Source organism: Pontibacter sp. GD7 (genome assembly GCF_058216375.1).
In genome coordinates this window covers 40,116-51,296 of the sequence record NZ_JBYZMP010000011.1, presented here as the reverse complement: position 1 = coordinate 51,296, position 11,181 = coordinate 40,116, and the positions used below count along the sequence as shown (strand labels likewise).

Sequence of the window (11,181 nt, the reverse complement as noted above, 5' to 3'; positions counted from 1 at the left end):
ATCATATGAACAAACTTTTAGCCTTAGGTTTAATTTGTGTGCTGTTTGCAGGCCAGGCGCTTGCCCAGCAGAAGCCGCAGTACACACAGTATACTCTCAACAATTATTTGGTTAACCCTGCTATCTCCGGCATCGAGAATTATGCCGACCTGAAGCTGGGCACCCGGCACCAGTGGTCGGGGCTGGAAGGTGCACCGGAGTCATACTATGCTACCCTGCACATGCCGATCGGCTTAGATGCCAATGCCTCGTACAGCAGCCGTAGCCGGGGCGGACAGGTGGCAAAGGAGTCTACCACCAAAAAAAGTAAGGCTTACCGCAGGGCCAGGCCACACCATGGCATCGGTGCTATGGCCATGTCCACCAGAACCGGGCCTTTGAAGCGTGGCAGCCTTAGCCTCAGTTATGCGTACCATCAGCCCATCACCCGCGACCTGCGCGTTTCGGCTGGTGTGGCACCCGGTATCATACAATACAACCTGGACCCAGGGTATGTGCGTGTTATAAACCCAAACGACCCTGCCGTGACGGATGGCCGCATAAACGAAGTGAAGTTTGACCTGAACATGGGCTTATGGATGTACTCCCAGAACTTTTACGTGGGCGTGGCAGGTGCACAACTGGTACCAAGCAAACGTGAGTACGCTATCTCCACTGGCTCGCCGGAGTATAACAAAGGAGAGCTACAGCAGCACTTCTTCACAACGGCCGGTTACCGCCTGGACGTAACGCCATATATTGCCGTAATACCCTCGGTAATGGTGAAACTGGCGCAGCCCAGCCCCGCCTCAGTGGATGCCTCTGTAAAAGTAATGTATAGCAACCGCCTTTGGGCCGGGGCTACTTACAGGCACAAGGCATCGATGGCTGCGATGGCCGGTATCAATATAAGCCCCTTACTGGACCTGGCCTACTCCTACGACGCCAGCACCTCCCCTTTGGCTGGCACCAACGCAGGCAGCCACGAGGTTGTGCTTGGCTTTAAACTACGCAATACCCGCAAAATACTTTGCCCAGAATGGGCCTGGTAACCGCTTTTTATACCTACTCTTTCTACATGTAAAAACATGGGAGGCGGCTCAAAAGGCTGCCTCTTTTTTTGCTAACTTTTTGCTAAAATAGAAGTATAGCTATGTACTAACCTTTACTCCTATGATGCTGAAGAAAATACTTGCCATACTCTTTGGACTTGCCTTTCTGTCGTTTGTAGCGATGCAGTACAACGACCCGGACCCTGCCGTTTGGATGGTTATTTATGGAGCTGCTGCCATACTTTGCTTCTTAGCTGCTTTTAATAAAGCGCCTCATGCTATACTTTGGCTTGCAGTTATACTTTGTGTGGCCGGAGGCATTTACATGTGGCCCGAAAAGTATGAAGGACTGAGCGTAGGAGGCGGCGATATCAAGAACATAGAAGAGGCCCGTGAAGCGTTGGGTTTGCTAATGATTGCGGTTATTTTCATTGGATTTATACTTGCAGACAAATTCAGCCTCCGTTCCAGAAACGCAGCTGAACAGGCACAAAAAAGAAAGTGGGCTTAGCCATCACAGCCAAACCCACTTCACATTTAATCATCACAAATTAATTACTGCACCGGCTCCGCTTTAAAGCCAGCTTTTTCTACTGCAGTTTTAATCTCCTGCTCGTTCAGCGTATCCGATTTCACTTCCAGGATCTTGTCCGGGTTGTTCGTATCCACGTTCCACTCCTCTACCCCTTCCAGCTTGTTTAGGTGAGGTGTAACAGCCTTAATGCAGCTGCCGCAGTTTATGGTTGTCTTGAATTTATGCGTTTTCATCTGTTTATCTATTTTTTATTTAACATAATTTACTAACTTATTACTAATTCAAAGGACTCCTTTTGTCACGTATCACGACACACGTATCAAGTAGCACGATTTTATTGTCTATTCATTATTCGACATAACCATGACAGCTGAGTTAATAGTGCAAACAAGGTTTCTTTTGTCTTACAGCCCAATGACAAGTCGTGCTACGTGATACGCAAAGTCCTTTGTCTTTCCTCATACAGTCTTTTGTCTAAACCCTAATCCAGCCTCTTCGCTTTTAAACGCAAACTGTTACTTACTACCGACACGGAGCTAAGCGCCATGGCGGCACCGGCAATCATCGGGTTCAACAGGAATCCGGTAAACGGGTAAAGTACACCTGCCGCTATCGGAATACAGATCACGTTGTAAAAGAACGCCCAGAACAGGTTTTCGCGGATAGTTCTTACGGTAGCCTTAGAGAGCTTGATGGCGTTGGCGATCTGCTTCAGGTCAGAGCGCATCAGCGTTATACCTGCCACATCCATCGCCACATCGGTGCCGTGCCCCATGGCTATACTTACGTCGGCTAAGGCAAGTGCCTGCGCATCGTTTATACCATCCCCTACCATGGCTACAGTTTTGCCTTCCTGCTGCAGCTTTTTAATAAAGTCGCCTTTATCGCTTGGCAGCAGTTCGGCCAGGTAGTTCTTTATTCCTACTTGCTTTGACACCGCAGCAGCAGTCTGTTTGTTATCGCCGGTTAGCATGTACAGTTCAATTCCGGCATCCTGCATGGCTTTTATACCTTCTGCGGCAGTTGGCTTTATCGGGTCGCTTACGGCAAACACGGCCAGCGCCTGGTTGGCATCTGCAAAGTATATTACTGTTTTAGCTTCTTCCTGCAGTTGCATGGCGGCCATTTTCAGGTGCTCCGGAAGTATAACCTGGTGCTCCTGCATCAGTTTCTCATTTCCGGCATAGTAGCGCGTTCCGTCAAAATCGGCCTCTATCCCCTGCCCTGTCAGGCTGCTGAAGTAATTTAGTTGCAGCGTTTTCTGGCCCTGCTCTTTGTAATAAGCATAAATGGCCTGCGCTATCGGGTGCTCCGACTGTGCCTCCATGGAGTAGAAGATCTGCTCTGCTTTTTGCTTTTCGGCCACATCTTCAGCCCAGATCACATTTGTAACCGTTGGCTTGCCCAACGTAATGGTACCTGTCTTATCAAGTATAACCGCGTTTACATGCTGCGCGCGCTCCAGGCTTTCGGCATCTTTTATAAGTATACCATGCTCCGCTCCGCGGCCTACCCCTACCATAATTGCCGTTGGCGTTGCCAGGCCAAGCGCACAAGGGCAGGCAATCACCAGCACCGAAATAGTGGACAGCAGCGCCTCTGTCAGGTATGCTTCTCCGCCAAGTATAAACCAGGCAGCAAAGGTAAGTATGGCAATACCCAGCACGATCGGCACGAAAATACCAGCGATCTTATCCACCAGTTTCTGCACCGGCGCCTTGCTCCCTTGTGCCTCCTGCACCAGTTTGATGATGTGCGCCAGCATGGTTTGTCCGCCGGTTTTCTGAGCTGTAAGCTGCAAACTACCCTTTTGGTTAATAGTACCTGCATACACCATGTCGCCGGCTTTTTTCTGCACCGGCAGCGGCTCCCCGCTCAGCATACTTTCGTCTATATAAGTAGAGCCCTTCAGTACTTCTCCATCAACTGGCACTCTGTCGCCGGGTAGCAGCAACACCGTATCGCCGATGCGTACCTCTTCTGTTTTTATCTCCAGTTCGGTGTCTCCGCGAAGTATACGCACCGTTTTAGGCTGCATCCCCATCAGTTTTTTGATAGCCGCGGAGCTACGGTTTTTGGCACTCTCCTCCAGGTATTTGCCCAGAAGTATAAAAGCAATGATCACAGCAGCTGCCTCAAAGTATACATGCGGCATCAAACCTCTGCTCATGAAAAAGTGCGGATAGATGGTATTGAAAGCACTAAAAATAAAGGCAATACCTGTACTTAATGCCACCAGTGTATCCATGTTTGCTCTAAAGTGCTTAGCCTGTGCCCATGCTCCTACAAAAAAGCGCTGCCCTGCCCAGAACAAAACAGGTATAGTAAGTATGAACATGGTCCAGTTACCCCAGGTAAAGGTATCGTGGAAGAACATACCAAGTATAAACACAGGTACTGAAAGTATAATGGCACCTATGGTTTTGCGTTTCAGGTCTGCCAGGGCCTTCGCCTGCCTTTCCTCCAGTTCGTCCTGGGTGGTATCCTCCACCAGCAGCTCAAAGCCGATTTCCTGAACCGTTTCTTTTAATTTTTCCGGCGATGTAACACCGGGTGCATAAGAAACCTGAACAATTTTAGCCGCAAAGTTCACATTGGCATCTTCTACGCCATCGCTTGCCTTCAGCATACTTTCGATGCTGCTGGCGCAGGAGGCACAGGTCATGCCCTCTACCGGGAAGCTGGCCTTGGTTAAAGATTTATCTTTTATTTCTGCCATAGTCTTATTCTTTAGATTACGATACAAAGGTAGTGTAGCACACACGCCTTCCTGTTACATAATTACGCGTATCCGTTGCATATTCTTTAAATTACGCCATTCCGTGTTTTAACATAGTACTATTTTCAGATTCCCATAGCACTTTAAAGACAGCAGTCGGAACTAAAACTGCTTTTTTATAATTTAATAGAAACTGGCTTTTGATTGGCAGGTTTTCTGAATTACCTTGACAGACAAAACCCGGAAGAACTTTTAGCCCAAGAAAATGTATAGCTCCCCTGAAGATAATGGCCTTATTTTTAAAGGCTCACGTGGCTATACTGTAAACCTGGTTATTATCATGTTTACAGTACTTGCTGCCCTATTGGTTGGTGTGGGCACAGTTTCGTTTGTGGGTGCGCGTGAGATCGAGAAGAACTATAGCCTGCACCTTTCTAAGACGATAGAAAAGCTGGAGATCGTAAATAAGCTGCACCTGAACACAGACAACCTCCGCAACATCATCGCACATATAACCTCCCCGGACATAAAAGACAAAAGCAGGCTCATCGGTCAGCTAAAGCAGGAGCATGATGTCAATACCTCCCTCATCAGGCAACTGGACTCTCTCATTGTTTTGAAGGAGAACAAAGAGATCCTGAAAAAGCTGATCGAGCACCGCAAACTCTACTACAAACACTCTGACAGCATTGTGGCACTGGTTAGCAGTGGCCGCCTGAACGGGGCGCAACTTTACAGCGAAACGTATTTGGTGCCTCAGGACAAACTTCACCAGCAGTACCTGAGCAAGCTTAGCAGCAATTTCCAGAAAGTGGCAGACCAGCGCGACTCCCATGTTTCGCACCTGCTGGCAAACTTTGCGCGGCACCAGGAAATCATACTTGCTTTGGTTCTGATAGGCTCCATCAGTACAATCTTCCTGATCCAGTACCTGTTTAAGAAGATGAAGCAGGAAAACCTGAACCTGAGCAATGAGATCAAGATAAGACAGGAACTGCAGAATGAGCTGTACAAAAGCCAGCATATCTACAAAACCCTGTTTGACAGCAACCCGCTGCCTATCCTAATTTATGATTTCAACACATTAAACATTCTCAAGGCCAATAATGCGGCTTCGGCGGAGTATGGCTATACCCAGGAGGAGTTCCTCAAACTCAAGATCTCTGACCTTAAGCTTGAGAGCGATCTGGAGCATTATTTCACGGCCATATTACCGAACCCTAAGGAACACAACGTTTTCCATAACATAAAGCATAAGCGTAAAGACGGAAGCGAGTTCAGGGCGGAGATCCATGCCCATGCCTTGCCTGAAGAGGAAGACATGAAACCCCGCTTGGTGGTGGCAGTTAATGTGGAAGAGCAGTACAATGCCATCGAAAAGATCGAGCGAAACGAAAAACAGCTTCGTGAGATCAGTTCTAGTATACCCGGTGCGGTTTACCAGTTTCAAATGACAAAGGAACTGAGGTATAGCTTCCCGTTTATCAGCAACAGTATAAAACGGCTGTATGGGGTAAGCCCGGAAGAAGTTTACGAAAGGCCTTCTATAGTTTATAAGAATGTACATCCTTCAGACCTGGAGGGAATACAGAAAACCACGCTGGAATCGTTCAGGACCTTAAAACCATGGGTGCATGAGTTTAGAGTGTGGCAGGCCGAGCAGAAAAAATACCTGTGGGTGCGTGGGCATAGCCTTCCTACAAAACGGGAAGATGGCAGCGTGCAGTGGAATGGCACATTCATCGATATTACCAGCCAGAAAGACGCTCAGGAAGAGCTTATCCGTAACGAGGCCAACTTAAGGGCCCTGCTGGACAGCTCCCAGAAAGCGATCTTCCTGTTAGATGCCGACCTGAAAGTGATGTCGTTTAACAGAATAGCGGCGGAGTATGTGCGGGACACCAAAGATGTAAAACTGAAGACCGGGCAGCAACTCATTCACCTGATAGACATTGGTCTGTTACCTGAACTGAGAGAAGACCATGCCCATGCCATGAAAGGGCGTGAGATCGTTTTCGAAACAGGAAACGCCGGAAAATGGTATGAGGTTGCCTATAAACCAGCCATCAGCAAGGACAACCAGGTAGTGGCCGTGGCCCTGAGCATCGCCAATATTACAGAGCAGCGCAACATTGTAGAGGCCATCCGGAAGAGCGAAGCACAGCTAACGAAGGCACAGGCACTCACTAAACTGGGCAGCTGGGAGTATGACTTTAGCACGAAGCTGTTTACGGCTTCCAACTCGTTGTATGAGATCTATGAACTGTCGCCTAAAATAGGGCCGTTTGGTTACAACGTTGTAAAAGACCTGTTTTACCCTGGTGAGGAGGAGATTGCCACCCTTCACATTCGTCAGGCGCTGCTCCATAAGTCAGGGGTTGCGTTCGATCACAAGATCTTGCTGGAGGGCGGTAAGGTTAAGTACCTGCACACAGTTGGCGAGTTGATCTTTAACCACGAGGGTCAGGTCGTAAAAATTGCAGGTGCAACACAGGATATATCGGAGCTGAAGCAGAAAGAGCAGGAAGCCCGTGACGCCAGGGAAAAGTTACAGGCCACGCTGGAAAACATCCCGGAAATCATCTTCTCGGCCGATGCACAGCTTAACGTATTTTATGTAAGCCCTCAGGTTCAAAAAATAACCGGATACACCGAGAGCGAAGTGATCGGCAGCCGTGAAAAATGGGCAGAGATCATACACCCTGATGACTTTATACCTTTGATGGCTGCTATTGAAGAATCAATGGGAAGTGCCACCAGGCTACAGCACGAATTGCGTATTGTTACCAAAACAGGCGAGATCAGGTGGATCGAGTTGCGTTACTCTCCTTTGCTGGATAGCGACGGGAAAGTGCATAAAATTGACGGGTCAGCCACAGATATAACCGATAAAAAGCAGGAAGAAAGCCGCAGGCAGGTGCTCACGGAGCAGTTGCAAAAGCAAAACCACCACTTGCAGCAGTTCACCTACATTGTTTCGCACAACCTGAGGGCGCCGATTGCCAACATTATGGGCCTGACCTCTATTTATGACAAAAGAAGGCCTGACGCGCTTTTAAACCAGCGGGTTATCGATAACCTGTCCAAGTCGGCCCAACTACTTGACAGCACCATTAGGGATCTGAACGAAATCCTGGCTATCCGGACACGTGTGGAAGAAAGTAAGGAAACTGTTGACTTTAAACAGACCCTGGAGCACATTTTAGCCAGTGTGTCCGGCACCGAAGCACTGGAAGAGGCTGATATTGAGTGGGACTTTAATGATGCGCCGGATATTGTTGCCGTACGCAGCTATGTGTACAGCATCATGCTAAACCTGGTGACCAATGCACTGAAATACCGTGCAGATGACAGAAAATTGAAATTATATCTAAAAACATCCAAAGTACTTGATTATATTTGTCTTGAAGTACAGGATAACGGACAGGGAATAAACCTTGAACAGAACAGGGATAAAATCTTTGGCCTTTATAAACGTTTCCATCATAACAAGGAAGGGAAAGGTATTGGACTGCACTTAGTTAAAACCCAGGCTGAGCTTCTGGGAGGGAAGGTTGAAGTAGACAGTATGCCGGACCTAGGGAGTAATTTTAAAGTGTATTTAAAGTACCAGTCGTAGAAAATGAATACATTGAGAAGGGTTGTTTTGATTGATGACGATCAGGTGAGCAACTTTGTTTGTGAAAGTATCATTAAAAGTGAGAAGTTTGCAGATGAAGTGGTAAGCTTTGAGTGGGCTCAGGATGCATTACATTATCTAAAAAAGGTAAGCGAGAATGATCCGGAAAATTTCCCCGACCTGATCTTTCTGGATATTAACATGCCGGGCATGGATGGCTGGACATTCATAAAAGAGTACAGAAAGTTGCCTGAACAAGTAACAAATCGCTGCAGCCTGTTTATGCTGTCATCAGCCGTAGACCGAAAAGACATTATTTGCGCCAAGAGCCATGAGGAAGTTAAGGATTTTTTCTCAAAACCACTTTCTCCGGAAATTCTGGCCATTATCAGAGAAGAATTTATTGTTGAATAGAAAAAGGGAGCTTTTAGGCTCCCTTTTTACTTAGCGGCGACTGTAATCCGCGTCGTCTGGTTTTTCTTTGTCTTTTCCGAAAGGCTGGTCTCCCCTTCTGATACCTGAAACATCGTCGTCCATACCGGTGTCGCTGCCCTCATACTCAAAACCCGGCCCCTGGGCAAACTCTTCCACGCTTTTAGGGTTGTTGCCACCATACCCGGAAGTTTCATCGCCTTTTATTTTGAGGTTTTGCAGTTTGTCTTTCTGGCCGGGCCTTTCTGTTATGCCACCTGGTCCGATGTTGCGTTTGGCAGACGGGTCTGGGTGGTTGCCCATCGACACGCGTTTTTTGTAATCACTGTTTATGTTTTCAAGGTTTTCCCTGTCTTTATCTTCTTTGTTAGTAGCCATGGTTATAATTTTATGTTACTGTTGTTTATACGCTGCACCAAAGCAGGTGTTCAGTTTAAAGCAAGCTACTTAACATATTAAACCCACTAACACCACTCGTTATTTCACCTCATTCAGCGACCAGTCATAAGTATAATATCCCTGTTTATACTGCTGTGGCACAGGCTTTACCCTATACTTATTGATGTAGGAAAGTATACTTTCCGCTTCTGCCAGAAAATCCGGTTCGTACCACTTAAAGATCTCCGAAACCTGTACCTGCCTCTGCTGGGGCAACACCCTGATAAACGACGGGTCTTTCAGAGTTAACCGGGTTTGGGACTCCAGTTGATTTTCTACTTGCTGCGGTGTGTAAGCTTTGTTTAGTAGCGGCGGGCAAGACCTTGCGGCGCAAACCAGGGCAAAGTGAATACGCGCATCCTTATAAGGGGCACGCAGCTTTTTGTTCTCCAGTTCGTTCAGGGTGAGCCCCTCTCCTGCCACTTTATACTTTTGCCTGTCAAAAAAGCCCGGTATATCCATCACTGATTTTAAAGGGTAGTGCTCCATCACCTGTTTTAGCACAAGCAGGTTGTAGGCATTTATATAAAAGGCCTTTTTCTCGGAGGGGCTTGCACTGCTAAGGTCATAAGCGGCCACCTGCTTTACCAGCCTGTCCAGTTTATCGTTTTCCTTTTGCAACAGCCTATACTTTACCTGCCCATTGCTTACAACTTGCTGCAACAGCTCCGTTACAGAGTCATAAAAACCGGTTTGCTGCTTTTGCTGATGGATTTCTGAAACTTTTTGGGAAGCCAGAGCCGCTGTAGCGTTCAAACCGAAGAAAAGGAATAATAGCAAAGATCTGATCATGACATGAAAGTATGGGATTGCTTTAAACATAACAACAACTGCACCGAACCTGTTATATTTGCCTAAAAGTTTCGGTTTATGGCACCACTCACGGCCCTAAATCGTTAGTGCTGTATACTAATTGCCAAAACATGAAATTATCGAAAATATACGACCCCAGGGAGATGAACTCTTACCAGTTTGTGGCGGCCACGGGGTTTGTGATGACGCTGGTGGCACATGTCATACTTTTGCTCATCAATAAAAGCATTGAGAACTTTGTGGCCCTCTATGCCTGCTGGGCTGTATTCTTTACGCTTGGTGCCATTGCCAACTTCAACAGCAAACCCGACGACCACGACCACCATCACCACCATTAAGATAAGCGCATAAAAAAGCCCGCAAATGCTTTGCGGGCCTTTCAACCATTTTCACATTAATCAATTATCTAACAAGTATCTTTTTAGTGTAGTAGCGCTTGCCCTGTTGTATCTGCAGAAAGTATAGCCCTTTGCCAAATGGCCTAAGATCGATCTCCCGGCTGTATTCTCCCTTCAGTTTTTCGGCGGTATCCACGAATACTTCTTGCCCCCTGCTGTTCAGCACCCTTACTACTGTAGTGCCTTTGTCTTCCGGAGTAAACCTTAGGTTAAATTTGCCCTCGTTGGGGTTCGGGTAATAATCTATCTGCTTCAGATCCAGTGCTTCTTTGGCTTTTGTTTCAACAGGCGCGCCTGTATTCTTCAGCGCTGAGATGTCTGCTTCCGTCATGTCTTGTACCGTAACCTTTTTAACAATAAAGGTTATCGTTTTACCCGGATGAGCAGCATGATCAAACTTTAGGCTTTTGTGGCCGTCGCCCTCAAACCTGAACACATGCACATTCCCTGCACTGTCGCTGGCAAGACCTTTGAACATGGTCTTACCGTTCTTCAAAATAATCAACGAGTCAGCATCTCCTGCTTTTCTCCTGATGTAGATGTGTTCTACCTTTGCAGCATGCAGGCTGTCCTGCTGTAATAGTTTGTAAGTACCGTTTGCCCTAACCTGATCTTTTGCTTTTTTGAGAATATAAAGCTGGTGCGCATCACCTGTAATATCTTTTTCAACTGTGATCAGGCGCAAGCTGTCCGAAGAAAGCACTTTCAGTTCTTTCTGTTTCCAGGCTTTTATAAGTTTATCACGCTGCTCACCGTTCTTAAGCTCAAGCCTAATCATCTTCTCAACCCCTTCTGGCATCTCGCTCAGTTTGTATATGTTAGCTTTGCTGCCCGCTAATGCCCTTACACGCAGGCTATCAGACAGTATGGTAACGGACATGTTCAGTTTGTGCAAAGCAGCTGTATCAATTTTTAGCCCTTTTATACTTTGCAGCAGTGCAGCCCTGTCTGTAACGGTTATGGTCGTGTCTTTTACGGTCTCTACGCCATTGATATTTTCAATATATTTTAACCTGATCTTTTTGGACGCATCCTGTGCCGCCACATTGTAAAAAGGCAGTAATGTTAACAGAAGACCAATAATAAACTTGATTACATGCTGTAGTGTTGTGATTAGATCCATAGTACCCATGTTGTTTTTGATGATACTCAAAGGTACGGGTATAGAAAGCCGGGTATAGTTAAGGCTTCGTTAA

Annotated in this window: 10 protein-coding genes; 5 read left to right on the top strand and 5 right to left on the bottom strand. The window is 46.9% G+C overall.

Annotated elements, in window-relative coordinates:
- Nucleotides 1-5 precede the first annotated feature (5 nt).
- Together AC4BAP_RS15820 and AC4BAP_RS15815 are read left to right on the top strand one after the other, a co-directional pair.
- The gene (locus AC4BAP_RS15820) at nt 6-1,031 is read left to right on the top strand and encodes a PorP/SprF family type IX secretion system membrane protein (RefSeq protein WP_490583642.1); all 1,026 of its coding nucleotides are present in this window, start codon (nt 6-8) and stop codon (nt 1,029-1,031) included.
- Between the two features lie 121 nt (nt 1,032-1,152).
- The gene (locus AC4BAP_RS15815; RefSeq protein ID WP_490583641.1) at nt 1,153-1,542 is read left to right on the top strand and encodes a transmembrane 220 family protein; all 390 of its coding nucleotides are present in this window, start codon (nt 1,153-1,155) and stop codon (nt 1,540-1,542) included.
- A gap of 44 nt (nt 1,543-1,586) precedes the next feature.
- Here the strand turns inward: AC4BAP_RS15815 and AC4BAP_RS15810 are convergent, their stop codons facing one another.
- Nucleotides 1,587-1,799: a heavy-metal-associated domain-containing protein gene (locus AC4BAP_RS15810; protein WP_219876626.1), complete on the bottom strand. Its 213-nt coding sequence runs from the start codon at nt 1,797-1,799 to the stop codon at nt 1,587-1,589.
- A gap of 248 nt (nt 1,800-2,047) precedes the next feature.
- Nucleotides 2,048-4,285 carry a heavy metal translocating P-type ATPase gene (locus tag AC4BAP_RS15805; protein WP_490583640.1) on the bottom strand — a complete coding sequence of 746 codons (2,238 nt, stop codon included), beginning with the start codon at nt 4,283-4,285 and terminating at the stop codon, nt 2,048-2,050.
- A gap of 265 nt (nt 4,286-4,550) precedes the next feature.
- On the opposite strand from AC4BAP_RS15805, the gene AC4BAP_RS15800 reads away from it, so the two are divergent.
- Together AC4BAP_RS15800 and AC4BAP_RS15795 are read left to right on the top strand one after the other, a co-directional pair.
- Nucleotides 4,551-7,904 carry a PAS domain S-box protein gene (locus AC4BAP_RS15800; protein WP_490583639.1) on the top strand — a complete coding sequence of 1,118 codons (3,354 nt, stop codon included), beginning with the start codon at nt 4,551-4,553 and terminating at the stop codon, nt 7,902-7,904.
- A gap of 3 nt (nt 7,905-7,907) precedes the next feature.
- A complete protein-coding gene (locus AC4BAP_RS15795; protein ID WP_490583638.1) occupies nt 7,908-8,318 on the top strand; it encodes a response regulator in 411 nt (136 codons plus the stop codon).
- 30 nt (nt 8,319-8,348) lie between these two features.
- Here AC4BAP_RS15795 and AC4BAP_RS15790 read toward each other — a convergent pair whose 3' ends face one another.
- Nucleotides 8,349-8,714, bottom strand: coding sequence for a hypothetical protein (locus AC4BAP_RS15790; RefSeq protein WP_490583637.1), 366 nt, complete (start codon nt 8,712-8,714; stop codon nt 8,349-8,351).
- Nucleotides 8,715-8,813: 99 nt separating this feature from the next.
- A complete protein-coding gene (locus AC4BAP_RS15785) occupies nt 8,814-9,566 on the bottom strand; it encodes a DUF547 domain-containing protein (RefSeq protein ID WP_490583636.1) in 753 nt (250 codons plus the stop codon).
- 131 nt (nt 9,567-9,697) lie between these two features.
- On the opposite strand from AC4BAP_RS15785, the gene AC4BAP_RS15780 reads away from it, so the two are divergent.
- The gene (locus tag AC4BAP_RS15780; protein ID WP_490583635.1) at nt 9,698-9,925 is read left to right on the top strand and encodes a hypothetical protein; all 228 of its coding nucleotides are present in this window, start codon (nt 9,698-9,700) and stop codon (nt 9,923-9,925) included.
- Between the two features lie 64 nt (nt 9,926-9,989).
- Here AC4BAP_RS15780 and AC4BAP_RS15775 read toward each other — a convergent pair whose 3' ends face one another.
- On the bottom strand, nt 9,990-11,108 hold the full coding sequence (locus tag AC4BAP_RS15775) for a T9SS type A sorting domain-containing protein (protein WP_490583634.1): 1,119 nt from the start codon (nt 11,106-11,108) through the stop codon (nt 9,990-9,992).
- Nucleotides 11,109-11,181 lie beyond the last annotated feature (73 nt).

Excerpts from the sequence above, each read along its gene's own strand:
- AC4BAP_RS15820 (WP_490583642.1), top strand. The coding sequence starts at position 6 with ATGAACAAACTTTTAGCCTTAGGTTTAATTTGTGTGCTGTTTGCAGGC.
- AC4BAP_RS15815 (WP_490583641.1), top strand. The coding sequence starts at position 1,153 with ATGATGCTGAAGAAAATACTTGCCATACTCTTTGGACTTGCCTTTCTG.
- AC4BAP_RS15810 (WP_219876626.1), bottom strand. The coding sequence starts at position 1,799 with ATGAAAACGCATAAATTCAAGACAACCATAAACTGCGGCAGCTGCATT.
- AC4BAP_RS15805 (WP_490583640.1), bottom strand. The coding sequence starts at position 4,285 with ATGGCAGAAATAAAAGATAAATCTTTAACCAAGGCCAGCTTCCCGGTA.
- AC4BAP_RS15800 (WP_490583639.1), top strand. The coding sequence starts at position 4,551 with ATGTATAGCTCCCCTGAAGATAATGGCCTTATTTTTAAAGGCTCACGT.
- AC4BAP_RS15795 (WP_490583638.1), top strand. The coding sequence starts at position 7,908 with ATGAATACATTGAGAAGGGTTGTTTTGATTGATGACGATCAGGTGAGC.
- AC4BAP_RS15790 (WP_490583637.1), bottom strand. The coding sequence starts at position 8,714 with ATGGCTACTAACAAAGAAGATAAAGACAGGGAAAACCTTGAAAACATA.
- AC4BAP_RS15785 (WP_490583636.1), bottom strand. The coding sequence starts at position 9,566 with ATGATCAGATCTTTGCTATTATTCCTTTTCTTCGGTTTGAACGCTACA.
- AC4BAP_RS15780 (WP_490583635.1), top strand. The coding sequence starts at position 9,698 with ATGAAATTATCGAAAATATACGACCCCAGGGAGATGAACTCTTACCAG.
- AC4BAP_RS15775 (WP_490583634.1), bottom strand. The coding sequence starts at position 11,108 with ATGGATCTAATCACAACACTACAGCATGTAATCAAGTTTATTATTGGT.